The 22,308-nt window shown below is 69.5% G+C and carries 19 protein-coding genes and 7 pseudogenes; 16 read left to right on the forward strand and 10 right to left on the reverse strand.

The window, feature by feature from the left end; translation table 11 throughout:
• Positions 1-222: 222 nt before the first annotated feature.
• Positions 223-492, forward strand: a pseudogene (locus FHS37_RS40775) (universal stress protein); the annotation flags it as partial.
• 43 nt (positions 493-535) lie between these two features.
• A complete protein-coding gene (locus tag FHS37_RS40780; RefSeq protein ID WP_229890032.1) occupies positions 536-961 on the forward strand; it encodes a universal stress protein in 426 nt (141 codons plus the stop codon).
• A 576-nt stretch (positions 962-1,537) separates the two neighbouring features.
• Here the strand turns inward: FHS37_RS40780 and FHS37_RS17295 are convergent.
• Positions 1,538-2,017, reverse strand: coding sequence for a nuclear transport factor 2 family protein (locus tag FHS37_RS17295; protein WP_184822020.1), 480 nt, complete (start codon positions 2,015-2,017; stop codon positions 1,538-1,540).
• A gap of 1,547 nt (positions 2,018-3,564) precedes the next feature.
• Here FHS37_RS17295 and FHS37_RS17300 point away from each other — a divergent pair.
• A complete protein-coding gene (locus tag FHS37_RS17300; RefSeq protein WP_184822022.1) occupies positions 3,565-3,912 on the forward strand; it encodes an STAS domain-containing protein in 348 nt (115 codons plus the stop codon).
• Positions 3,913-4,810: 898 nt separating this feature from the next.
• Here the strand turns inward: FHS37_RS17300 and FHS37_RS17305 are convergent.
• Positions 4,811-5,485: a lytic polysaccharide monooxygenase auxiliary activity family 9 protein gene (locus FHS37_RS17305; RefSeq protein WP_461791949.1), complete on the reverse strand. Its 675-nt coding sequence runs from the start codon at positions 5,483-5,485 to the stop codon at positions 4,811-4,813.
• 1,329 nt (positions 5,486-6,814) lie between these two features.
• On the opposite strand from FHS37_RS17305, the gene FHS37_RS17310 reads away from it, so the two are divergent.
• Complete coding sequence (locus FHS37_RS17310; RefSeq protein WP_184822027.1) at positions 6,815-7,585, forward strand: calcium-binding protein; 771 nt, start codon at positions 6,815-6,817, stop codon at positions 7,583-7,585.
• A gap of 378 nt (positions 7,586-7,963) precedes the next feature.
• A pseudogene (locus tag FHS37_RS41120) lies at positions 7,964-8,449 on the forward strand (transposase family protein); the annotation flags it as partial.
• Between the two features lie 277 nt (positions 8,450-8,726).
• On the opposite strand, the gene FHS37_RS17320 reads toward FHS37_RS41120, so the two are convergent.
• The gene (locus FHS37_RS17320) at positions 8,727-9,104 is read right to left on the reverse strand and encodes an STAS domain-containing protein (protein ID WP_184822029.1); all 378 of its coding nucleotides are present in this window, start codon (positions 9,102-9,104) and stop codon (positions 8,727-8,729) included.
• Positions 9,105-9,317: 213 nt separating this feature from the next.
• On the opposite strand from FHS37_RS17320, the gene FHS37_RS17325 reads away from it, so the two are divergent.
• The 4 genes and pseudogenes from FHS37_RS17325 to FHS37_RS17335 all read left to right on the forward strand — a co-directional run bounded on the left by FHS37_RS17325 (position 9,318) and on the right by FHS37_RS17335 (position 11,046).
• Positions 9,318-9,746: an ATP-binding protein gene (locus FHS37_RS17325; protein WP_184822188.1), complete on the forward strand. Its 429-nt coding sequence runs from the start codon at positions 9,318-9,320 to the stop codon at positions 9,744-9,746.
• A gap of 100 nt (positions 9,747-9,846) precedes the next feature.
• Positions 9,847-10,098 carry a hypothetical protein gene (locus FHS37_RS17330; protein WP_184822031.1) on the forward strand — a complete coding sequence of 84 codons (252 nt, stop codon included), beginning with the start codon at positions 9,847-9,849 and terminating at the stop codon, positions 10,096-10,098.
• Between the two features lie 451 nt (positions 10,099-10,549).
• Positions 10,550-10,720, forward strand: a pseudogene (locus FHS37_RS41400) (DUF8691 family protein); the annotation flags it as partial.
• Between the two features lie 170 nt (positions 10,721-10,890).
• A complete protein-coding gene (locus FHS37_RS17335; RefSeq protein WP_184822033.1) occupies positions 10,891-11,046 on the forward strand; it encodes a DUF6131 family protein in 156 nt (51 codons plus the stop codon).
• A gap of 82 nt (positions 11,047-11,128) precedes the next feature.
• Here the strand turns inward: FHS37_RS17335 and FHS37_RS40785 are convergent.
• The 5 genes and pseudogenes from FHS37_RS40785 to FHS37_RS40790 form a co-directional block, all read right to left on the reverse strand.
• A pseudogene (locus tag FHS37_RS40785) lies at positions 11,129-12,257 on the reverse strand (IS630 family transposase).
• A 36-nt stretch (positions 12,258-12,293) separates the two neighbouring features.
• Positions 12,294-12,629, reverse strand: a complete 336-nt coding sequence (locus FHS37_RS17345; protein ID WP_184822035.1) for a glyoxalase superfamily protein — start codon at positions 12,627-12,629, stop codon at positions 12,294-12,296.
• Between the two features lie 462 nt (positions 12,630-13,091).
• Complete coding sequence (locus tag FHS37_RS17350) at positions 13,092-13,616, reverse strand: copper chaperone PCu(A)C (RefSeq protein ID WP_184822037.1); 525 nt, start codon at positions 13,614-13,616, stop codon at positions 13,092-13,094.
• Complete coding sequence (locus tag FHS37_RS39580) at positions 13,528-14,559, reverse strand: transposase family protein (RefSeq protein ID WP_311136967.1); 1,032 nt, start codon at positions 14,557-14,559, stop codon at positions 13,528-13,530. Before FHS37_RS39580 ends, FHS37_RS17350 begins: the two co-directional genes overlap by 89 nt.
• A pseudogene (locus FHS37_RS40790) lies at positions 14,454-14,762 on the reverse strand (hypothetical protein); the annotation flags it as partial. The pseudogene FHS37_RS40790 and the gene FHS37_RS39580, both read right to left, overlap by 106 nt.
• 110 nt (positions 14,763-14,872) lie before the next feature.
• Between FHS37_RS40790 and FHS37_RS17360 the strand changes: the two are divergent.
• The 7 genes and pseudogenes from FHS37_RS17360 to FHS37_RS17385 all read left to right on the forward strand — a co-directional run bounded on the left by FHS37_RS17360 (position 14,873) and on the right by FHS37_RS17385 (position 20,579).
• On the forward strand, positions 14,873-15,361 hold the full coding sequence (locus FHS37_RS17360; protein ID WP_184822190.1) for a DUF4265 domain-containing protein: 489 nt from the start codon (positions 14,873-14,875) through the stop codon (positions 15,359-15,361).
• A 109-nt stretch (positions 15,362-15,470) separates the two neighbouring features.
• A pseudogene (locus FHS37_RS39590) lies at positions 15,471-15,698 on the forward strand (IS6 family transposase); the annotation flags it as partial.
• Between the two features lie 258 nt (positions 15,699-15,956).
• Positions 15,957-16,445, forward strand: a pseudogene (locus FHS37_RS39595) (IS6 family transposase); the annotation flags it as partial.
• 249 nt (positions 16,446-16,694) lie between these two features.
• Positions 16,695-17,741: a glucose 1-dehydrogenase gene (locus tag FHS37_RS17370; protein WP_184822039.1), complete on the forward strand. Its 1,047-nt coding sequence runs from the start codon at positions 16,695-16,697 to the stop codon at positions 17,739-17,741.
• Between the two features lie 27 nt (positions 17,742-17,768).
• A complete protein-coding gene (locus tag FHS37_RS17375; protein ID WP_184822041.1) occupies positions 17,769-18,278 on the forward strand; it encodes a gluconokinase in 510 nt (169 codons plus the stop codon).
• A gap of 519 nt (positions 18,279-18,797) precedes the next feature.
• Entirely contained in the window at positions 18,798-19,793 is a 996-nt protein-coding gene (locus FHS37_RS17380; protein WP_229890247.1) for a GNAT family N-acetyltransferase, read from the forward strand.
• A 585-nt stretch (positions 19,794-20,378) separates the two neighbouring features.
• Positions 20,379-20,579 carry a hypothetical protein gene (locus tag FHS37_RS17385; RefSeq protein WP_184822043.1) on the forward strand — a complete coding sequence of 67 codons (201 nt, stop codon included), beginning with the start codon at positions 20,379-20,381 and terminating at the stop codon, positions 20,577-20,579.
• 210 nt (positions 20,580-20,789) lie between these two features.
• Here the strand turns inward: FHS37_RS17385 and FHS37_RS40525 are convergent, their stop codons facing one another.
• Together FHS37_RS40525 and FHS37_RS17395 are read right to left on the reverse strand one after the other, a co-directional pair.
• Positions 20,790-20,960 (reverse strand): DUF6207 family protein, encoded by a 171-nt coding sequence (locus FHS37_RS40525; protein WP_184822045.1) that lies wholly within the window; start codon positions 20,958-20,960, stop codon positions 20,790-20,792.
• Between the two features lie 293 nt (positions 20,961-21,253).
• On the reverse strand, positions 21,254-22,219 hold the full coding sequence (locus FHS37_RS17395; protein ID WP_184822047.1) for an NAD(P)-dependent alcohol dehydrogenase: 966 nt from the start codon (positions 22,217-22,219) through the stop codon (positions 21,254-21,256).
• Positions 22,220-22,308: the final 89 nt, after the last annotated feature.

A 22,308-nucleotide genomic window follows, 5' to 3' on the forward strand; every position in this document is an offset into this window, starting at 1 on the left:
AACGACGGCGGACCGCCTTGTCACGGAGGACGTCATGGAGTCAGCTTCCCTGCCCGGGGATCGGACCGTGTTTCGTATGTCACCCGGCTGGGGCGACCGGCGCGTCCGCCCCGCCTGGGGATGGGCCTGACGGCCGTCGGAATGGACCCGCCGGCCCCTGCGTACGCGGCCCCGCCGGCGTGACGCTGATGGCGGGGGAGGCCCTCACGGAAGGTGGATGTCGTGCTTTCGCCTGTTGTCGCCGGAGTCGATGGTTCCACCGAGAGCCTGGCAGCCGCCGAGTGGGCGGCCCACGAGGCTGTACGCAGCGGACGGCCGCTGCGGCTGCTGCACGCACGGAACTGGCGCCCGCGCCGGGGCGGAACGGAGGTCGCCCACGCGGCCGAGCGGCACCTGGCGCGGCGCGTCCTGCAGCAGGCCGAGGAGCGCGTGTGCGCCGCGTGCCCTGAGGTACGGGTGTATGGCGAACAGGTCGAGGGGCCGGCCTCCGTCGCCCCGGTCGAGGCGGCGGGCGACGCCGAGCTGCTGGTGCTGCGTGCAGGCCGACGCGGAGAGCGAGGACACCGAGAACATCGGCCGACGGGACGTGGTGCTCGGTGTCGATGTCACCGATCCGTGCGACGAGGTGATCGAGTTCGCCTTCGAGGCGGCCCGCACGCGTCACAAGCGGCTGAGGGTCCTGAGTGCCTGGAGCGCGCCCGACCCGCTCACCCTGGGCCCCGGCGAAGTCGGCCTGGTGAGCGATCCGCAGCGGACCGACGAACGGCTCGGTTTCCTTTCCGCCGTGCTCCGGGTGTGGTGCGACAGGTGCCCCGATGCCGAGGTGCTGGCGACGGTGGTGCGGGGCAAGCCGGCAAGCGCGTTGACGAAGGCGGCGTCCGGAGCGGAACTGCTCGTCGTCGGGCACCGGCTCACCGACCCCCCGAGGACGCCGCGTACCGGCCCGGTCCCCCCACCGTGATCCACCACGTCACCTGCCCCGTGGCCGTCGTACCGCACTACCGAACCACGGGGGTGGCCCTCACGATCGGGCCGGTCGTGGCCGGTCTGGGCGGTTCGCGCGAGGACGACACCGAGGTGAACCTGCGCGAGCCGAGCGCACCGCAGTGGTCCGCTGCCGCCCGCTGTCCCTGGTCGTCACCGGCGGGCAGCAGGCGGGCTGCACCCAGTTCTAGACGGTGCTGGGGAAGACCCGTGTTCCGCGGGTCGGCCGCGCGCGGAGCCGGACAGCATCGTGGCCGACAAGGGCTACAGCAACGGCCCGTGCCGCGACTGTCCTCGATGCCGTGGTACCCGGCGCACGATCGCGGAGAAGGCCGACAGCCGGGCCGCCCGCCTGCGCAAAGGCTCATGCGGCGGACGGCCACCCGGCTTCGGCGAAGAGCGGCACAAGAAGCGCGACACCGTCGAACGAGCGATCAACCGGCTGAGGCAGTCCTGCGCCGTGGCCACTCGCCATGACAAGCGCGGCTATGTGTTCCTCGGCACCGTCATCACAGCAGCCCCGGTCATCTGGTTCTCTACTGATCGCACAGTCCTAGGCCGAGGGGGCCGGGGCCAACTCGTTCGGCAGTTGCGGAGGGGAGCCCTGGGTCCACACCACCCGCAGTGTTGAGGCGGAGATCCGCCAGCCGTCAGCCGTCCTGACCAGCTCGGCGTCGGCATGGCCGGCGGAGATGAAGACGCTGCCTGAGCCATCTGCCAGGACGTGGGTGCTCAGCTGGGCGCCACGGACAGTGGCCCGGGCACCGTCGATCTCGATGATGGCGTTGGTGCCCAGATGCACGGTTCGGTCGAACAGCGCCATTCCTCCCCGGACATGGGCCAGCAGGGCATCGCGGCCATGGACGGTGCCGATGGGCATCTCCGCGGTGACGTCTTCTGTGTGGAACGCGCGAGCCCATTCCTCGTCGAAAACCCCGTCGTCCAGGGAACGCAGGTAGCGGTCCATCAGATCGGTGATCTCAGCGCGGTCGGTCAGGGCCTGTAACTGTCGCTGCATCTCGTTGGTGTCCATGGCGACAGACTCCTCCCTCAAGTGCACTTGAGGTCAACATGTCTGCCCCGAGTGCAACCGACCGCCCCGCCACTGTCACGGCTGACGTTGTGTCCGCAGTCATTCGAGTTCGAGCGTGGTCACCTGGACAGTTCCTGGTCGTAGTGGGTCACCGAGAGCAGAGGCCTGGTGTCCGGCGGAGGATGGTTGTGCCTCCACTCGCGCAGGAACGTCACGGTCGCCGCACCCGGCCGGCGGCCGACCGCGGTGCCGGGACCTCGGCGACAGCGGGTTCGTCTTCAGCCCGGGCCGCCTTGTGGGCCTCCAGCGCCACCGCGTCCGCGGCCAGGGACCCGGCCCGCAGCGCGGTGGCCAGGCAGGCGACGACGGGCTGGTGCGCTGGACAGACCGGCCCCGGCGACCACGACCACGCGACACTTCGACAACAGGGCCTCCTGCTTCTCGCTGGACTCGACAACCGCGAGCTGCCAGGAGGCCCTTCCTTCACACCACGACGTCGACCAACGCACCTGGTCCATGACTCCGTTCGAACCGGACCGAGCACACGAACGGATGGAGAACGGCCAGTGAGGGAGGAAGAGGACCACCGCGGTGTTCCATGTGCCGGCGGTCGTTCTGGCTGTGCCGGAGGTCTGTGGGCGCAGCCGCACGTCCGCCGCAGGCGATGATCGCCCTTACCGCACTCGCGATCGACGTCGGCGACGAGCTCACCGAGTCCCAGGTCCGCGGAGTGGACGAGGCCGACCGGATGTTTCCTGACGGTTCCTGCACGACTCCGTCGGACGTCCCGGAGTGCGGTGCACGTGTGACCTCCGCAGGGTGGTGCCACAACCACTCAGCCCGTGGTGACGCGTGCGGTTCTGTGTCGCGTCGCGTGGCCGTGGGGCGTCTCGGAGAGTGACATGCTCACACGCAGCGGGCCCACGGCCCGTACAGCCGCCGCGGCCGCCATCTTCTTGACCAGCCTGACAGTGCTGTGTGCGGCCCGGCCCGCGGCACGGACACCGTCACACCGTGATGAGCGTCGTTGTCGGGGTGGTGCCGCTCCTTTCCTCACCGCGGTGTGACGGTGCCCGGCCGAGTGCCGCGTCAGCCCACGACCGACGCGGACGGGCAGGCTCCGGACGCGCCGCGTCACTCACGGCGCCCCGCCGTGCGGCCGCGGCCGTCCGACAGGCACCGGATCGTGGGACCGGCCGGAAGACGGGATGAGAACCGGGTCAACGTCCGCACGCCACCCCGAACATGGTTGTTCTAGCCGGTAACCGCTCATGCGTACTCCCGGGCGGGTTCTGTCCAGCCGGCCGGTGGCCTCGGATGGTGACGGGCTTCACAGAACATCCTCATCGTGGGGAGTCGTGGTGGCGGGCGCCGCTGTGCGACGGTGGACGGACAACGAGACGGACCGGAGCCCCCTGGCTGCTGGTCTTGCGGGGAAGCTGGGTGTTGCCCCCACCCTGGGCACCCGGCCCCCCGCCATCGTCGCAACACCCCCGAAGGGCGTTTCGCCTTTGGGCTCGTCAACCCCCGGAAGGGGGCGTGTCCGCATGAACATCACCACCACCATCGACGGCACCACCGCACGCATCCACGCGCGCGGAGAGATCGACTTCGACACCCTGCCCCCGCTGCGCGCCGCGGCTGCCGCGCTGCCGCCGCAGGTGACCGACCTGCTGTGGGACCTGACCGACACGCCCTTCATGGACGTCGCCGGCCTCCACCTGCTGTTCCACCCCACGACAAGCGGCCCGCACTGCCGTACGACGGTGACCGGACTGGGTCCTCAGCCGCTGTGGCTGCTGCTCACTGCGGCCGAGGCGGACCCGGGCGTCTTCGATCTCTCCCGCCTCCTGCCCGACATCCCCCCGCCCGGCTTCCGGCCCCCGGCTCTTTGAGCGACCGAACAGCGCTCCGGCCGCGGCGCGGGAGGGCCCTGCAGCACAGGGACGAAAACCGGCCGACGATGTCTCGCCGCTGAGGGGCCGTGGGGCATGCCCCAGGGCGCGCCACGTGTACCGTCCCACGCTGCCCGTGCCCTGCGCCGGATCAACGGCTGGCAGAGAGCAACCAGCGAGCCCAGCCCTGTAGCGGAGCCGGGCGACAGCCTCAGCGAAGACGACGCCAAGGTCCCCACTCTCGGGGTTTCCAGTGCCACCTACCAGTGCTTCACGCATGCCGTCGACGAACCCAAGAGCGAATACGCCGCTGCCTCGAGCGAGCCCACGACAACGTCGGCAAGGGCAAGGAGTTCATGTATCGGGCGCCGCCTGTACGCGGCGTTCGCTGACGCCGCACATCGTCACGGTGCGCTGCGATTGAAGGCGATCACGTCACTCGGAAACACCGGCTCGATCGGATTCCATCGCGTTCTGCCGCTCGATGCAGTGCAGCCCTGAGCGACCAGCCGTCCCCTCACCGGCAATCGTTCCCCGTGCCGCAAGTGAGGCGTGCTCCGGGAGGGAGCTCCGTCAGGGCATGAGGTCTCCGGGAGTTGCCGGCGGCCGGGGAAGACCAGGGCGGCGCGGGTACGCCGGGCGGCGCGATACGCCCCGGTGGGCTGACGGTGCCGAGGATTCTCCACGGCCGTTGAGTGCCGGAGTCGTACGACGAGACGGTGGGGAGCCGGCTACCGTGCGACTGCCGCGCGATCGGGTGTGTCCACACCAGGAGCGCAGGGAGCCCCGTCGGGGCAGGGTGACCAGGTGGGTCCCCTGCCCCGACGGGGCTCGGTCGGCCGGGCGGCGGGTTACCGGCGCCCGGCAGAGGCCGGTGCCGTGTGCGGCGCTCTCCGGCTCAGCCGAAGTTCACGTCGCTGCACCACATGTAGGCCTGGTCGAGGTGCGAGGCCTGCCAGATCACGAACAGGATGTGGTGTCCGGTGTAGCCGGAGGTGTTGACGTTGAACCTGATGTCCTGCGCCGGGGCGAAGCGGCCGGTCTGCGTGATGAAGTCGAGGTTGCCCCAGCCCAGGGTCTGGGTCTTGGGGTTGAAGCCCTGCTTGCTCACGTAGACCCTGAAGTAGTCGGCACCGTGGGACGCCTGGTCGTGCAGCTGGACCGTGAAGTTGTTGCTGACGTTGGTCGTCTTCCACTGCCCGGGCTTGTTCAGGCTGGCGTTCCTCGAGAGGTTGTTGCTGCAGAGCGTCCCGTCGGGGGTCCGCGCCTGGAACTGGCCACCGAGACCGTCGCGGAGCGCGCTCATCCAGTTCCACATGGTGTCGGGGTTGGCCTGGAATGCCTGATAACACATGGGGTCTTCGGTCTGCATCGCCGGGCTCGTGTGGTTGCTGCCCCACGTCTTCCAGCACTGGTACGCGCGGGAGGCGGGGTTGACGATGGTGCCGTGAGCCTGGGCGGGGGCCGACCAGGCCAGTGCGCCGACAATCACGGCGAACACCATGACGAGCGCCTGGAGAGGCCGGCGGAGGGACGACCGCGAACGCCCGGTTAACGGAATCTGTTTGCGCATGTGGGGGGAACCCCTTCCAGTTGTAAGACTGTCATGGGAGCGCTCCCAACGGTACGACTTCTGAGTGAAATGTCAATGAAACAAACGGAGTTGATCACAGAGGTGGGCGGTGAGCAGGGAATCTACCGTGAGCCGGGAGTCAGAACCGTTCCCGGAACCGGAAGGCGAGCGTGCGGCCCGGACTGGTGTGCGGGGCGATGCCGGGGAGGGGCGTTCGCGGCATGACAGCGGGACCTGGTTCCGGCGTGAGGGCTGTCCAGTTCCACAACACGCGAGACCCCAGGTCCCGATGGTGCGCTTCCGTGCACCCGAGTCGGTCTCGCCGGGCAAGTCGCCTGGTAGGAGCTGTGGTGGTACGGCGCATCGGGCGGGGAGCGCGGCCGATGGCACGCGGCGGGAACGTGCGTACTCCTCGATCTGAACCGACGACACTGGAGCATGGGTGCCGTGGCGAGGGAAGCCACCAGCAACGCAGATCAGTCTCGACGCGCTCCCACTCGCCTGGGCCGCCGCCGCGGCCCCAAGACGCTCGTGGACCAGGTGCCGGAACACTTCCCGGTGGACCGTCGGCCGGGCCATGGGGAAGAGGCCCGGCTGATCACGCCCAGGTCCGTTCCACGTTTGCCGGCACGGCTGTTCCGGGCAGGGCTGCCCCGCGGTGAGCGGGCGGCATGGGCTGCGGCTCGGCTGTCGCCCATTCCCCACTGGTGATGGTTCCCCCGCCGAGCCCTCCGCCCTCACCCGCGTGGCGGCCACCAGCTCGACGATCCGTCGGTAGTCCTCCGCGAGCACCTCCACGGTCGCCGCCTCGTGCCAGTGCGACACGACAGCCCCCGCGCCAAGGGCCTCTTCGACCACCACCGATACCGCCCCGCGTACCCGCAGCGGGCACTCCCGCCACGTCCGGAGAGGTCAGGGCCTCGACGAGCTCCTCCCGGTCGATCACCCGACGCTCCGGCACCGCTTCCGCCTCGGCGAATCCGACCGCGATTCGTTCCGTCCGAGGGCGAAGCTCCTCCGCCCGCACCCGGGCAGCCGCCTTCCGCTCCTCCGACAGTCCCAACCATCGACTGCGTCGGTCAACTCGCCCTCGTTGATCCGGAATTGAGCTGGCGAACCCTGTCGCGGCGACACCGGGAACATGCCTGACCAAAGAAGCCCAACCCTCACATCCGGAGGGATACCGGCTCATCCTGACGCCACGTCAATTCGCGGTCTTGCAGATCCGGACCGGCAGGGGAGACTGCCTTTACGACCGGGTCCGCCCGGTCCCCGGCAGCACCACGTCAAGCAGGTCGGCCCACCGTCACTCCACCGAGATGAGGTCTCATGAACCGAAACCGAGCCACCGTCAGCGCGGTCGCCGTGACCCTGTTCACCGCCGGCCTCGCCGTCGGCCCGGTAGCCGCGGCCACCGCCGCCGAGGCGAAGGCCCGCGTCGGAGCCGACTGGGCAACTCAGTCGATCGTCTTCACCGCCGCTGCAGGACAGACCAACAACCTCAACATATTCTCCATGTACACCAGCGACGGGATCCGGCGGATCGGCTTCAGCGACGTGGTCCCGCTCGAACCGGGCGACCACTGTGCGTACTCCAGACCCGAGGACACCACCTCCGTCGTCTGCGAACTGCCCGCCGACAGCCCCCGGCCCGACAGGATCGACGTCTTCCTCGGCGACGGCAACGACACGATCGCCGCCTTCACCCCCGGGATCGGCACCGTCAGCGGCGGCCCCGGCGACGACGAACTGCACGCCCACACCGCACGCACGGTGCTGGGCGACGCGGGGGACGACATGGTCATGGGACCCGCAGTCCTGCACGGCGGCGACGGCATGGACCACCTGATGGGTGACAACAGCAACCAGCAGATGTGGGGCGGCCGGGGCGACGACATGATCGAGGGCTACGGCGGTGACGACACCGTGCACGCCGGCCCCGGCGACGACCACGCCATGGGCGGGGACGGCCGCGACATCGTCCTCGGCGGCCCCGGCAACGACACACTGGACGGCGAAGGCGGCGACGACCTCGTCTGCGGTGGCACCGGGAAGGACGCCCTCGAAGGCGGACCCGGCCGCAACATCGTCCTCCCGTAAGTGCGCCTCCATGCCCGAAGGCCCTGGCCCGCGGCGCGAACAGCGTCGCGGGCGCCGAGCCACCGCCGTCGGCGACCCGCCCCCCGAGCCGCGTCAACCGCGAACGCGCCGCAGACGGCAGGTCCCCGCGCGACACGAGGTGACCCGGCGGAACCGGACCGTCGAACCTGTTGGCCGGCGCGGGCACGAGTCTCCACGTTGCTCGGCCTGCCCGATCCCGTAGGGACCCGGCAGGTCGACCAGCAGGAGATCATCGCGTTGGGCCACTGTGCCAACCAGATCGGGGACCCAACCCGGTGAACCTGTGCGGTCACAGCTCTAAAGGGTGTTGCAGAAGGCCGTGAACTGGGCATCTCCGTTGCATGGCTGGGGTGTTGAGAGCCGGGCGGGTGTGGGTGGGGCCGTCCGTGGCGGCTGCCGCTGGCCGGGCGGGTGCTGCTGGTGGCCGTGTACCACCGCACGAACCTCACCATGCGGCAGCTCGCCCCGCTGTTCGGCGTCTCGCCCGCAACGGTGTGCCGGGTGATCCAAAGGCTCGGCCCGTTGCTCGCGCTCGAGCCGGCCCGGGCCCCCGCCGATGCCGCCGCCTGGCTGTGGATCGTGGACGGCACCCTCGTCCCGGTCCGCGACCGCAAGGTCGGAGCGTCCTCGAGCGACTACCGGTTCTCGGCGAACGTGCGGGTCGTCGTGGACGCCGAGACCCGGCTGGTGACGGCCGCGGCCCGGCCGGTGCCCGGCACCACCGCGGACGCCGAGGCCTGGCGGAACTCCGGCCTGGCCGCCCACTGCGAAGGCGCGACGGCCCTCGGCGACGGCGCCCGCACCACCACCGGTCTGATCGTCGCGGACGTTTCTCGCGCCGGCTGAACGGGTGGTGCGGGGTGGTGGCTGTGGGAGTTCGAAGTCTGTGCCGACCGTGCCCGTCGGGGTACACGACCGGGTTGCGCACCGGGGGAGAGGAGCCCGGAACTTTTCACCTTCTGCCGCAACCGGCCGGTCCGTAGGCTTCCACGCCGGATATGGGCTGGAATCATCAGAAACACGCAATGGTTTGACGGATCGCCTGTCGCCTGGGGCTGATGATGGTGGGCGTGAACGGAATCGTGCGTGTGCCCGGCTGCGGCCGCGAGCGGTCAGAGGGTCAGGGAGGGGGGAGGGTGCCGCGGCAGTCGATGAGCGCGTCGATGCCGACGAGGCTCAGGACGCGTTGCACGGGGGTGGTCGGGCCGGCGAGGCGGAGCCGGCCGCCGGCTTGGGTGATGTGCTGGTGGGCGCTGATGAGGAGGTTGATGCCGCTGGAGTCGAGGAAGGTGACCTGGCGCAGATCGATCACGATGCGGGGCTGGGCGGTGCCGGTGACGTCCAGAGCCTGTCTGAGGCGGTCACCGGTGTGGTGGTCGATCTCACCGACTGCGGTCAGTACCCGGATGCCGTCTGTGGCGGTGGCAGTGATGGACAGCCCACCAGGCTGCTGCGCCTGATCGGCTTGTTCGGGTTTCAGCCTGGGCGTTTCAGCCATGCTGGTGATGCTTGCATACCGAAGGCTTTATCGCAGGTGTCGTTCCGTGAGCACGGGTGACGTGTTGTGCGTGACGAAACCGGCACGGGCACGCACGGCGTGTCCAGTGGACGCGCGGGTAGACGGCAGGCCGAGGTGTACGGGGCGGCGAGGACGAACGCGAGGGATACAGCACCGGTGGGCGAGGACGGGACCCTGCCGTACGAGCGGCTGATGCAGACCACGGTGTCGCTGGACGGGGACGGCACGGACATCGCCCACGCCCGCCGCCTGGCCGTCGGTTTCCTCACCCGCGTGCAGGCCGAGCACGGGCTGCACGTCTCCGCCCGCGCCTTAGACGTGACACAGCTGGTGGTCAGCGAGCTGGTCACCAATGCCCGCAAGTACGCGCCCGGCCCGGTGCTGCTGGACCTGCGCATCACCGGCGACCTGGTGGAGGTGGTGGTGCGGGACTCCGATCCGGTGCTGCCGGTGGCCCGGACGGCGGACGCGGGCCGGGTGGGGCAGCACGGTCTGGAGATCGTCATGGCCGTCTGTCAGAGTTTCGAGGCGCGGCGCGAGACGGTCGGCAAGCGCATCACCGTCGGCATCACCCTCCTGGATGACCCCGGTGGCACACCCTCGGGACGGCCCCCTGTGTGACTGCTCCCACAACAGGCGCAGCCCTTTCCCACCCGCACCCCGTCGACGGACCGAGCACGGGCACCCGTGGACAGGATCGCCTGCCGTGGAGGGGGAGTGGGTGATCTTGGTTGCGGGTCTGCTCCTGCCGGGCATGGCCGTACTGCTGTGCACCATGAGCCGTATCGAGGAATGGCTCGCCCGCACCGCCCAGCCACCCCGCCACACCCGTCGCCGACACCTGCACCTGATTCCCGGCGGCAGGCAGGAGGTGAGCACGCGCCGCACGAACGGCGGCACCGGCGGCCTGACCACGATCCCGGCCACGCCTGTAGCACGGGCCCGGCCGGATGGTCCCCGGCCCCGACCGTGACCGGTCAGCGCACCGGTGCCGTGTCCGAACCGTCGCCGAGCGCCGACCCCACAAGCTGTGCATCCTGTGCGCAGGCGTCTGCGCGGTGCGCTGACCTGTCCTGGTGGGGGCCTGTGGCCGGGGTGCCGGCGACCGTGGCCGGAGCCTGGACGGTCGTGGTCGGGCCCGTGGCCGGGGTGCTGTGCCGCCCCTGCGGCGCGTCCACGGGTGCGTCCAGCCGACGCGCTGGTCGGAGGTTGTGGACGGGCTGACAGGCGGGCGTGGAGGAGCCCGTCGCGGAAGGATCTCGGTCGACGCCGCGACGAGGACGGGGAAGCCCGGCAGGGCGTCCGGCGAGGTTCACTCGGCCGAGTCGCCGGTGGGACCGGTGCGGGTCCGCTCACCCGGTGCGGGTGACGCCGTCAGACCGGAGTCGGGTTCAGTATGTGCAGGTCTGTGCAGGAGTGAGCGCATGCGGTATGAACTCCGGGTCCCTGGTCCTGTTCCGGACAGCGCCGCGGAGGTGTTCCCCGAGCTGGAAGCCGCGACACCGGGCGAGGACACCGTCTTCTACGGGGCCGTCGTCGACGAGGCGTATCTCTTCGGTCTCCTGGCCCGCTTCCGCATGCTGGACCTGCTGGTCACAGAGATGCGGCAGGCACCCTCGTCAGCCAGCGGCTACCGGGCGCCGCCGACGGATCAGCCCCGGCGCAGCCCACCGTCCCTGGCCGTGCGCTCAACCACACTGACGCTTCCCAAACGCGACGCTGGGGTCCACAGTGAAAGCAGTACTACTGCGCAACGGAGGCGGTCATGCTCCTCCTCGGCATCATTTTGCTGGTCGTCGGCTTCGTCACCGGCATATCGATCCTGTGGACGATCGGAATCATCCTCGCGATCATCGGCGCGATCTTGTGGATCATGGGCTCCATGGGGCACGCGGTCGCCGGGCGTCGGCACTACTGGTGATCTCCCTGCACACGAACTGAACCCGGCGGAGATCTCGCGAGCAGGGCCCGGCGCACCTGCCCAGACGTCCTCTAGTGCCGCATCAGGCAACGTTCGCCCTGTCGACCACGGCTCGTAGCCGTTGATCGGCGGCGTGACGGTTTCGCCAGATGACGGAGCGGCGGGTCACGCTGCCCTGCTCCCTGTGGCTGGCATGGTCGGTGTCGTCCAGAGCGAAGTAGCGCAGGGCGGTGAACCGGGCCTCGATGCGGTTCAGCCACGAGCTGTTCGTGGGGGCGTAGGCGAGCTCGACGTTGTCGGCCTCGGCCCAGTCGCCGACTCGGGTGTCCTTCTTCGCGGTCAGGGGTGGGGAGTAGCTGTCGAGCACGATCGCGATGCGGATCTCGGGCGGGTAGAGGCGGCGCAGGCAGCGACAGAATTCCAGGAGCCTCCTCCGCTTCTTCTTCGGCTTGATGTGGCCGTGGACCTTGTCCTTGTCAGGTCGTAGGCGGCGAAGAGATGCTGGACCCCGTGCGGCGGGTGTAGGTCGCCCGCCGTCGGGGCCGGGGCTCCCGGCCGGGGTCCTCGTGCCGCCCGCTGCGCTCGGTCCACTGTCGGCCGGGGTGGGGCTGGAGGTTGAGCGGGCCGAACTCGTCCAGGCAGGAGATCACCTCCGGCTCGCTGTCCTCGGGTACGACTTCGCCGTCGGTGATCGCGTAAAGGTGCTCGACGCGGGCCTTCTCGGCGGCATAGCCAGGGGCGCGGGAGGTCTGCCGGGTCTTTGTGCGTTGAAACGACACGCCTCCTCGCGGAGCAGGACCCGAAGGCCCTCGTGGCTGATGTCGTCGACCACCCTCTCGGCGACCAGGAAGGCGGCCGGTTTGGACAGGCTCCAGGTCGAGGACGGGAGACCGTACTCGGCCGGCCTGGACTTGGCGGTCTCTTGATCTCCCGGCGTTCTGGGAGGACGAAGGCCATGGGCCGGCCGCCTTCGTACTTCGGGTAGAGGGAGTCGAAGCCGTCGGCGTCGACGTTGTGGATCACATCCCGGACCCGGTCCGCGCCGGTGAACGTCACCTCGGCGATCTTCGCCACGGACATGCCCTGCCGGGGCAGCAGCACCGTCTGCGCCCGCAGCCAGGTCACCACCGACCCGCTGCCCGGCGGATGATCCTCAGCAGGCGCTTCCCCTCGTCGTCACCGATCTCGCGGACACCTACTCGCTCAACCACCAGCGCAGCTTCCCTGCCGCGCGCTGCCGGCGATGGTCATTCCGTCGGCGTGCCGATCCGAAGCCGGTTGCCGTCGGGATCGCGCAGCTCGATCTCGCGTGCCCACGGAGCATCCTCCGTCTGCACACCGAACTCGGACGCGATGGCCTCGACATCACGAACGCGGAGGTAGACCAACGTGTCGGGACGGGCATCACCTTTGTGCTCCGACAAGAACAACCGCACCCCGCCCCGGGCGACCTCGACGAACACGGGAAGTCCCGGTTCGAAGCGGTGTTCCCACTGCTTGTCGAAGCCCAGCCGCTCGTACCAAGTGACCGCCGCCGCAGCGTCCTCGACGCGAAGAATGGGAATGACTTCTTCCTCGTCCATGGAGTCATCGTCGCAGACCGCCCAGGGCGAACGTTGCCTGATGCGGCTAGAACGTCCAAGGGACGCGTTGGTCGGGGTTCTGGTGGCCATGGTCGGGGCCTGCGTAACACCCGACTATGATCCCGACCACGGCTGCCGGGCGGCGGGGTGGCCGATGAACGCCCGCCGCAGCGTCCGCGACCACGAACGTCTGCTCCAGCACTCCGAAGCCCGCCTGACCTGGGCTCTCATCACCGTGGTGATCAAGCGCCTGACCCGCGAGGAACCGGCGCACGGCTGGAAACGGAAACCGCCGGCCAACCGCTGGCAGCTCGCGTCACGTCATCGTCCACGACCCCGGTCCTCACCTGCCTCCGTGTGAGCGGAGTGGTGTTCCCTGTACTCGCAGTGGACACACCGCTGGCACTCGGGACAGACCTTTCACCCGCACTCCATGCGGCGCAGCGGCTCCGGCACGGTCACTCAATAGGTCGGGGAGGGGCTTTCGTCATAGGCGGGAATCTGCGACTGGATGTTAAAGGTGATCGATCCAGCCCTCTCGAACCGCATGGTGAACTCCATGAAGTCGCCGCCCCTGATCACTTCGCGCACGTCCCGCAGCACCAGGTGGGACTTGCTCGGCTCCAGTTCCACGAGCTCGTTCGCGGGCAGGTCCACCCCGTCCGCAAGCGGCCTGCCGTCGGAGTTGACGACGTCCACCGAGGCCGCATTCGGTGTGCTGGCGCCGACGAGCCTGTCAGCCTTGCCGCCCTTGTTGTAGATCCACACATATGCAGGGACGTCGTCGCCCGGCTGCCATGGCTCACCCCGCGGCTCAGCCACATGCGCGTACCGGATCATGATGTCGCCGACGCGGGCGTTCTGCCCCGGCGCGTCCCACTCCGGCAGGGAGAAGTCGTCACCCCCGCACCCACCTGCGGTCACAGCCAGGGCCAGAGCAGCCGCCGCGAGAGCGCACCGGCCACGCAGCCTGAAGAGGGCCGCCATCGAAGCTCCTCTCATCAGCCCATCGGTTCCACATTGAGTGCCCGCACGAGTCAGGGCAAACGGGACAGGGCTGCCTGTGACAGCCCCGGCGGACAGGACTGGGGATCAGGAACGGCTTCCTGACGAGCTCGTGCACGGCAGGCAGGAGGGCGTCGAGGATGTCGGCGGGGCTTGATGTCCACATCTGCCGTGCCGGTGTCAGGTCCGCGGTCTGTTGGTGGGACGGCAGTCCGGCGACGGCCTGGAGGGTGTCGCTGATGTGTTCACGGCGGCCCAGGTGGCGGGTCAGGGCCCGCCAGTTCTCCAGGTGGGCGATGCCGTGCTCGACCCGGATCCGCCTCGAGGAGTGGGCTTTGCGCCGGCGCTCGTGCATCTCCTCGTACCGGTCGGGAGCGTTCTTCTTGAACTTGCGGTGCGGTGGTGTGACCGCCCGGCCGCCGGTCTGGGCGCCCAGGCCCTGGTAGCCGGCATCGGTAAGGATCTCGACCGCGGGTCCGTCGGCCAGGAGCTCTACCAGCCCGAGCCGGCGGGCGTGGTTGGTGTCCGCGCAGCTGCCGGGCCTGGTCGGGCTGCAGAGCAGCACGCGGCCGTCGCCGTCCGTGACGACCGTGGTCCTGACCGCGTTCTGCTTGTTCTTGCCGGGGACGAACCTGTCCCGGTCCCGGCGTCCGGCCGCCGGACCCGGATCTCGGTGCCGCCGATGATCCCGGTCTTCCCGTCGGCACCGAGGTGGTCGACGATCTCGGCCGGGGTCCGCAGCCGCACACCCGGGCTGACGGTGCACCCTCGCTCGGCGAGCAGGGGCCGCACCTCGCCGATGGCATGGGTGACGGTGGAGCGGTCCACATCGAACCAGCAGGCCGGCACGTCGTGCGTGGTCGCGTGCCGGAGGTGCACGAGGGGGCCGGGCGCCGGTCGACGAGGACCAGCCGGTGCTTCGCACCCGCGCCCACAGCCCGCTTCCGCGGCCGGGACGCAAGTCTGGCCTGGTGCCGTTCGTGCCACAACGGATCCAGCTCTGCGACGAGTCCAGCAATCAGGTCGGCCGACAGGCCGGTGATCCTCCGGTCGCTGACGATCGCCGCACGGGACGCGTTCCCCACCACACGACCATGATCGACGATCAGGAGCTCGACGCCTCACCACCCACCGTGCACGAGCTCGTTGGCTTGTCCTTCAACCTCAGGTACGTGGTGTGGCAGTTGAGGTTGATCACCCGACTCGGCCCCGGTGCGGGCGGAGCTGCCGGTCGGCGCATGATGACCTGCATGGAGAGCGTGGTCGAGAAGATCAAGGTCTGGTTCCGGTTCGTCCCTCGTGAGGGGTGGTTCCCACAGGACACCGAGGGACTGTGGGCGACGAAGCTCAGTGATGACACGGCCAGTGTGCAGAACGCCCCCTTCCTCCAGGACGGGGTAGCCGAAGGCGATGTGGTGCGGTACCGCACCGACTCCGACGGGACCCACTGGGCCGTCGGGCGGGTCAGCTCTTCCGGCAACTGCACGATCCGTGTGACGCCCGTGCCCACCGGCCCTCTGGGACGCAGTCCGCAGGCGGTGCATCAGCGCCTTTCAGCCTTTAACCTCGGAGGCGAGGTCTTCAGTGAGGACTTCCCCATGGTGGCCTTCACCGCGCCGGCCGGTGCGGATTACACCGGGATCAAGGCCCTCCTGACGCAAGGCCAGGAGGAAGGCTGGTGGCACTACGAGGTCGGCTGCGGCACCGACGAGTGGTGGAACGCCTGAGCTTGTCTTTCAGCCTCTGATCTCGAACACCGAGTCGCACGGCGCTGTCACGTTGACTGACCGACCTGGAATGATCTTGAAGTTGATCATGCGGGGGAGGGGATCGCCCGTGTCGTCCGCGTCACCGTCATACCGGGGGCACCGGTATCCGGTCGAGGCCGTTGCCACTGTGTGGCTGTACCACCGCTTCCCGCTGTCGTTCCGCGAGGTCGAGGAGCTGATGCTCGAGCGCGGTGTGCTCGTCTCCTGTGAGACGGTCCGCCGCTGGTGCGCCCAGTTCGGGCAGGTCTATGCCGGCGCGCTGCGCCGCCGGCAGCCCCGGCCCGGGGACAAGTGGCTCTCCCTTCTTGAACGGGTTGGTCCTCCCGTTCGTAGGGTGAGGACACCCAGAGGAGCTGGGTGTGGCTGACAAGGGGGCTGTCGCCCGTGGCTTCAGATGCTGGGCCACCCGGCTCCCCACGACGACTCGGCCGCCGAGGGGGAAGCGCGAACGAGTCGCTGTGCAGAGCAATGCCGGTGAGGTCGTCCGTGTACGCGAGGCAAGTACGACCGAATGGAGCACGGTGAGCCGGATATGGACGGGGACCGACTGCGGCACCCGGACGGGGTCTTCAGCAAGATCAACGGAGAATGGAGGTACCTGTGGCGGGCCGTGGACGCCGACGGCGCCGTCCTGGACATCCTCGTACAGAAGCCGGCGGGACGTCGCTGCGGCCCAGCGCTTCTTCCGCAGGCTGCCGAAGAAGACCCGCCCGGTGCCACGGGTGATCGTCACGGACAAGCTCCGCCCCTACGGCGCGGCCCACCGCGAGGTCATGCCCTTCGTCGAGCACCGCTCGCACAAGGGCCTGAACAACCGGGCCGAGAACAGCCACCAGCCCACCCGGCAGCGTGAACGCGCCATGAAAGGCTTCCGCGGCGTGGGCGAAGCCCAGCGGTTCCTGTCCGCGTTCAGCGGCATCCCACCCGCTTCCGACCCCGCCGCCATCTGATGACCGCCCTCGGCTACCGAACCGAGACGGCCATCCGCTTCGCGATCTGGGATCAGATCACCGGCGCCGCCGGCCGACCCGCCGAGCCTTGAGCACCGGTCCGAAACCCGGCCCCTCGCCACGCCCCGATGCGCCGTCAAGAAGCCACGTGTTCAGTAATGTGACAGCGCCGGATGTCCAGGTGGGGCGCGAGTCTCCGTATCCGGAGGAGTTCAGGAGGAATGCGGCCGCGTGGCTGGTGCTGAAAAGGCCTGAGCGGGATACACGTAAAGCCGGGACGGACGGCAAGCATCGGCGCGCACGGTATGAGGCGCCGCGTGGCGAGAGGGACGAGGTGGGCGATGCGTGCACTGACCGTGCGGCCCGGCGAGAAGGATTCCCTGGAGGTACGGGAGGTGCCCGACCCCGTCCCCGCCGACGGCGAACTGCTGGTGCGGGGCTTGGCGGTGGGGGTGTGCGGAACGGACAGGGAGATCGCCCGGGGCGAGTACGGGTGGGCCCCGCCGGGCCATGAGCGGCTGGTGTTGGGGCACGAGTCCCTCGGGCAGGTGCGGCAGGCGCCGCCCGGCAGTGGCTTCTCGACCGGTGACCTCGTCGCCGGGGTGGTGCGCCGGCCGGACCCCGAACCGTGCGGGGCCTGCGCCCGCGGGGAGTTCGACATGTGCCGCAACGACCGCTACACCGAGCGCGGCATCAAGGAGACCGACGGTTATGGCGCACAGGCGTGGTGCGTGGAAGCCGACTACGCGGTGAAGCTGGAGCCGCGTCTGGAGCGCGTCGGTGTGCTCATGGAACCGACCACCGTGGTGGCGAAGGCGTGGGAGCAGGTCGAGCGTGTCGGTGGCCGTTCGTGGTTCGAGCCGCGTCGCGCCCTGGTGACGGGAGCGGGGTCCATCGGGCTGCTCGCCGCCCTGCTGGGGACACAGCGCGGGCTGGAGGTGCATGTCCTCGACCGGGTGACCGAAGGGCTCAAGCCCGCCCTGGTACGGGAACTGGGCGCCACCTACCACGCGGAGGACGCCGAGCGGGTCGTCTCCGCCGTGCACCCGGACGTCGTCATCGAAGCCACAGGCGCGAACGAGCCCGTCCTCGCCTCGCTGACGGGCACCGCGCCCTACGGGGTGGTGTGCCTGACCGGTGTGTCACCCGCCGGCCGCAGGATGACCGTGGACGCGGGCGCCCTCAACCGGGAGATCGTGCTGCAGAACGACGCGGTGGTGGGCTCGGTCAATGCCAACCTGCGCCACTACCGCCAAGCCGCCGAGGCGCTGGCACGGGCCGACAGGTCGTGGCTTGAGCGCCTGATCACCCGGCGGGTGCCGCTGGAGCGCGCGAAGGAGGCGTTCACGCCGCGACCTGACGACGTCAAGGTGGTCATCGAGCTGTAGGCGACACGGTACGAAGGAAGGCTCCGGATGTCTCATCACACTGCTCCACTGGTCGTCGTCATGGGCGTGTCGGGTTCGGGGAAGACCACGGTGGGCCGACTGCTGGCACGGCACCTCGGCGTCCCCTACGCCGAGGGGGACGACTTCCACCCCGCACCCAACGTGGCGAAGATGCGAGCGGGCCACCCACTCGATGACGAGGACCGTCGCCCCTGGCTGGACGAGATCGCACGGTGGCTGGCCGGCCATGCGGACGGCGGGGGCGTGGTGACGTGCTCGGCGCTCAAGCGCCGCTACCGTGCCCGGCTGGCCTCCGCCGCGCCGCGCGTCTTCTTTCTCCACCTCGATGGCTCACCCGAGCTGATCGCCGCACGGATCACCGCGCGACAGGGCCATTTCATGCCGCCCGAGCTGCTCCGTACACAGTTCGCCGACTTTGAACCACTGGGCGACGACGAAGCGGGCTCGGCCATCCCGATCGACGGCACGCCGCAGGAGACGGCGGCTCTCGCTCATGCCGCCGTCACCTCGACCTGATCCGCATGCCGCAGCCCGCGGCGATTCCACCGTCAGGCACGACTGCCTCTGGGCTCCAGCGGGAGACTGCTCACCGCTACCTTCCCCAGCGGGCAAGCGCCGTCGTGCTCGGTCGAGTCCAGCGCGGGATCCGGCCCGAACTGCTTACCCGTGGATGGCTCTCCTGACGTGCCGTACCGGAAGGACACCCTCACTGGGGCCTGATACAGAGGAACCAGGAGAAAGCCGTCACGACATCCACCAGGTACATGAGGCCGTCCACCGGCGAGCCGTCCGTCGGCATCGACAGCTCCACGGTCCTCCAACAACCTGGCCGTCACCCGATCGCCTGGCGGTGGTCCCGCCACCGGCCGTACCGACCGTTACTCATGAACAGAAACGGCCGCTGCCGGTTCCACGCCTCGTCCGGCAAGTCCCGCACACGTTCGCGCTGCGGAAAACGAGTTCCGCCGTCTGATCGGCACGGCCTACGCTTCGGTGGTCGACGGTACGAAAGCTCGATACAACGGGGGTCTTGGCGTGGGCGTGAACAGCGGCAGCGCCCCTGCACCGCTGGAACGGGTGCCCGGCTACGTCTTTCGGCCGTATCACGGCCACGAGGACCACGGTGCCATGGCCGCCGTGCGGCTGGGCTGTGCAGAGCGGGACCGGATCGACGCTCGCTCGGTTGTGGAAGGACTCCCCACGGCAGCCGAGATCGCCGAAGCCTCCGCCAGGCTGGACGACCCGTCCGAGAACCAGCTCTTGGTGGAGTACGACGGTGACGTCGTCGGCTACTCGACGATCAGGTGGTGGCAGGAGCGGGACGGGACGTGGTTGTACCTCCACCGTGGTCACCTGCTGCCCGGGCACCGCGGCCAGGGCGTCGGCTCAGCCATGCTCGACTGGGCGGAAAACCGTGTTCGCCGGCTCGTGCAGCAGCATGGAACCGCACGGAGGGCCGTGCTCGGCGCGAACGCCATGGCGTCTGAACGGGATGCGACGGCGCTGCTGCTCGAAACGGGATACCGGCGTGTCTTCAGTCTGGTGGAGCTTGAGTTGGCCGATCTCGGACGGCTCGCCGACGGCGAGCCGCTGCCTGCCGGCATCCGAGTGGGTGCCGTCGAGCCGAGCAGCTACCGCGCGGCCTGGAAGACGGTCATCGATTCGTATGCGGACGCCGCCTTCACGAAGAGGTGGACGTTCCAGAGCTTCCTTGCCACGGCTGCCCCGACCTGCTGGCGGGCTGCTTGGGAGGGGGAACACATGGCCGGTGTCGCCCTGTGCTCGATCCGTCGGCAGGATCCGGCTGTGGGCGAAGTCGAAGAACTGAGCGTTCGGGCGGAGTCGAGGCGTCGGGGACTCGGGCGGGCTCTGCTGCTGGACGGGTTGCGATGCCTTCGCGAGCACGGTGCGGAGACCGCCCGCCTCTACACCGGGACCGCGAATCCGCACCGATCCTACGACCTCTACGAGAGCATAGGGTTCCGGCGCCAGAACGAATACGTCCGCTACCGCAAGCCGATCACCGTCTGATCCGAGAGAGGTGGCTCCTTCGCACCTTGGCGGGTCGAATCCCCGAAGAGCGAGCCCGGCTCGATCGACCGGAGAGGTCATGGTGTTCCGAGTCGGAGATTCGTCGGCAGGAGAGGAAGTGCCGGGTAGCGAGTCGGACCGCCTTCCACATCAGTGCGCGGAGGCGGGCGCTGAGTATGCGCATGCGGCGGGTGAAACGCCGGCGGTGGATTGGCTGGGCGGGCCGCGGAGCGTCCGCGACGGACACGAGTTCCCCTGCAGGTACAAACGGGCCAGGGTGATCGGCTGCGCCAGCGGTGACGGCCTGGCGGAAGCGGTGAGTATTCCGAGAGAACACGGCGGCGCCCCCCTGACCCTGAGGGAGGGAGCCGCCGTACACGCCTCAGCCAGCAGCTCACGGCTCCCGCCCCGTCGTCCGCGTCCTGCCCGCCCAGCCCCGACCACCCGCCGGCTGAGGATGGGGCAGCGCACATTGCTGCCATCAACCTGTGGCTTCTCGGTTTCACCGGCCGGTCCTTCCTCGTCCCCACCCCGGAGGAAGCCGGATCCCTCCACGCCTGCGCCACCAGCGGCGAACGCGAGGCCGTGGACGCCTGGGCGTCCCGCATCGTCTACGGCACGCCCGACCGCGTCACCGAGAGCGTCAACCACGTGCAGGCCGCCACCGGCGCCGACGAGATCATCCTCGTTCCCGAGGCCCACTCCCTGGATGCCCTGGCCCGCTCCACCGAACTCATCGCCGACGTCTACGGCACGCTCGACACGGCCGCAGGCAAAGCAGCCTGACCTCTTCCGCCTGTTGCACGAGCACGTGAGGGCGGACCGGGCCACCGCTCCTGCCGTGCAGCGCGCCGCTCTCTCACCGGCCGGCTCCGCTTTCCGCACACCGCCCGCCCGGCACAGCACACCGTCCTTGCCGTGCGGGTGCCACCCCGGCCTTCGCCGCTCGTGCTCGCCGAGTCGTAGGCGCTGATCGGCATCGGCGTGCTTCCTGCCTCAGCAGGTCCAGGAGCCGGGTTGCTGCCGCAGGTCCAGGTAGCAGCACAGCCGTACACCCGGTTCGCCTGGCTCGTGGGCTGTACGGTCCGCCGACGCGATCGCCCACCGTGTGGCGAGCAGTTCCTGGATGGCGAACGCGGTCTCGTCATCGGCGGTCGCGGCCTCCACGGCCCACCGAAGTTCTCCAGCACGAGCAGTGTCACCCGGACCGGGTACAACGGGGGCGTACGTGCTGACTTCCCGCAGCCTGACCGCCTGACTGCGCAGGCGCGCGCTCGATGGCGCTCCCGGCCTTCCCTGAGGGCATGGTGCCGCTCCTGCACGACCAGGGGTGCGGGCGGCGTTCCCAGCAGGCGTCACGCCGTCGCCACGCGATACGACAAGCCGGCGGTCGGCTACGAGGCGACCGCCCTCATCGCTGCTGTCAACGAGTGACTGCGATCAGCACCTTCACAGGGGCCCTACGCCACCTTGACCACGTACTTGCCCTGGACGCCGCCCGCCTCCAGCGCCCGGTGTGCTGCTGCTGTCTCCTCCAGGGGGAAGACCGTGTCCACCGCGGGGCTCAGCTTGCCCTCGACCACATGGCGGGCGAGGTCGTCGAAGTCCGCCCGCGTGGGGTTGCCGCTGAAGAAGCGCACCCGCCCGTGCCCGTGGACCGTGCTGGCCACGAGGTAGCCGAGCGACGCAGCGGGCCGTTTCAGGTCGAAGGCGATGGTGACCATGCGCCCGCCGGAATTCAGTAGGCGCCTAAAGGCACGCAGGTCGGTGCCCACGGTGTCCAGAACCACGTCGAAGCGGCCCAGTTCCGCCAGCCGCACGGTCCGGTGGTCGACGGCCTGGTGAGCCCCGAGCCCACGCACGAATTCGAGGTTGGCGGCGCGGGCGAGGGCCGTGACCTCAGCGCCGTACGCCCGTCCGAGCTGGACGGCCGCATTGCCGACACCGCCCGCCGCGCCCCGCACGAGGAGTCGTTCGCCGGGGCGCAGCCCGGCCTTGTCCCGCAGGGCGGTGACGGCTGTGGTGGCTACCGGCAGCGCGGCGGCGTCCACCAGGCCAAGGCCGTCAGGGAGCCGGCCGACCCGCTCGGCGGGCACGGTCACGTACTCGGCGGCGCTGCCGAACCCGGAGGTGCGGCCCAAGACCCCCCATACGCGGTCGCCGGCCGCGAACTGTGTGACTCCGGCACCCAGTGCGGCGACCTCGCCGGTGAAGTCCAAGCCGACGCGCTTGGGGAACTTCCGGCCGCTCAGGAGACGGAGACGGCCGGCACGGGCTGCCAGTTCACCGCCGTTGACGCTGAACGCGCGCACCTGCACAAGGACCTCGCCGAGGGACGGCTCGGGGCGTGGCACACGGCCCGTGTAGAGCACATCGGGGCCGCCGTAGCGGTCGTAGAGCACTGCCTTCATCATGTGGTCGTTCATCGTTCTGCCTTTGCCGCCGGGGCCGTACAGGGGTCTGGCATCGACCGTAAGCTCTTGAGTGGACGCAATCGTCCGCTTGAACCGGAAGC

The sequence above is a fragment of the Streptomyces griseomycini genome (genome assembly GCF_014203535.1).
GTDB lineage: Bacteria > Actinomycetota > Actinomycetes > Streptomycetales > Streptomycetaceae > Streptomyces > Streptomyces griseomycini.

Excerpts from the sequence above, each read along its gene's own strand:
- FHS37_RS17295 (WP_184822020.1), bottom strand. The coding sequence starts at position 2,017 with ATGGACACCAACGAGATGCAGCGACAGTTACAGGCCCTGACCGACCGC.
- FHS37_RS17370 (WP_184822039.1), top strand. The coding sequence starts at position 16,695 with ATGCGTGCACTGACCGTGCGGCCCGGCGAGAAGGATTCCCTGGAGGTA.
- FHS37_RS17310 (WP_184822027.1), top strand. The coding sequence starts at position 6,815 with ATGAACCGAAACCGAGCCACCGTCAGCGCGGTCGCCGTGACCCTGTTC.
- FHS37_RS17360 (WP_184822190.1), top strand. The coding sequence starts at position 14,873 with ATGATGACCTGCATGGAGAGCGTGGTCGAGAAGATCAAGGTCTGGTTC.
- FHS37_RS17335 (WP_184822033.1), top strand. The coding sequence starts at position 10,891 with ATGCTCCTCCTCGGCATCATTTTGCTGGTCGTCGGCTTCGTCACCGGC.
- FHS37_RS17345 (WP_184822035.1), bottom strand. The coding sequence starts at position 12,629 with ATGGACGAGGAAGAAGTCATTCCCATTCTTCGCGTCGAGGACGCTGCG.
- FHS37_RS17305 (WP_461791949.1), bottom strand. The coding sequence starts at position 5,485 with ATGCGCAAACAGATTCCGTTAACCGGGCGTTCGCGGTCGTCCCTCCGC.
- FHS37_RS17375 (WP_184822041.1), top strand. The coding sequence starts at position 17,769 with ATGTCTCATCACACTGCTCCACTGGTCGTCGTCATGGGCGTGTCGGGT.
- FHS37_RS17320 (WP_184822029.1), bottom strand. The coding sequence starts at position 9,104 with ATGGCTGAAACGCCCAGGCTGAAACCCGAACAAGCCGATCAGGCGCAG.
- FHS37_RS17325 (WP_184822188.1), top strand. The coding sequence starts at position 9,318 with ATGCAGACCACGGTGTCGCTGGACGGGGACGGCACGGACATCGCCCAC.
- FHS37_RS17395 (WP_184822047.1), bottom strand. The coding sequence starts at position 22,219 with ATGAACGACCACATGATGAAGGCAGTGCTCTACGACCGCTACGGCGGC.
- FHS37_RS17300 (WP_184822022.1), top strand. The coding sequence starts at position 3,565 with ATGAACATCACCACCACCATCGACGGCACCACCGCACGCATCCACGCG.
- FHS37_RS17350 (WP_184822037.1), bottom strand. The coding sequence starts at position 13,616 with ATGGCGGCCCTCTTCAGGCTGCGTGGCCGGTGCGCTCTCGCGGCGGCT.